Annotated in this window: 1 protein-coding gene; it reads right to left on the reverse strand. The window is 47.0% G+C overall.

Annotation, left to right across the window (positions count from 1 at the left end; translation table 11 throughout):
- On the reverse strand, positions 1-276 hold a 276-nt coding region (locus C5J22_RS30920; RefSeq protein WP_172746853.1), incomplete at its 3' end, for a YbiU family protein.
- Between the last annotated feature and the right edge of the window lie 107 nt (positions 277-383).

A 383-nucleotide genomic window follows, 5' to 3' on the forward strand; every position in this document is an offset into this window, starting at 1 on the left:
GCCTTTTATCACCGCACAACCGCTACGTTTAATCTGTTCGCGCTGCTCTGCAGTAACATGACCTGCTTTGATATCGGCATAAGACAGCACCGGCCAGACGGCATCGCCCTGTGCTTTGAGTGCGTTGATTTCAGCCACTCGCGTGGCAATGTCATCGCTTAGCTGATTAAAGATCTGCTGGACGTCGCCAAGCTGCGCCCGCAGCGCGTGCTTCATCTGACGGATAGCTGCTTTGTGATCGGCAGGCAATGTGTCGCTGGTAAAAGTAGAAGCCATAACCACCTCTCATTAACTTTCATTCGAAACCATTCTGATTTGCATGTGACAATATAAGTTATAAATAAGTTAATGCAAGTTTAATGATTTGATGTGATGTACAGGAT

The organism is Neorhizobium sp. T25_13, from assembly GCF_002968675.1.
Classification (GTDB): Bacteria; Pseudomonadota; Alphaproteobacteria; order Rhizobiales; family Rhizobiaceae; genus Neorhizobium; species Neorhizobium tomejilense.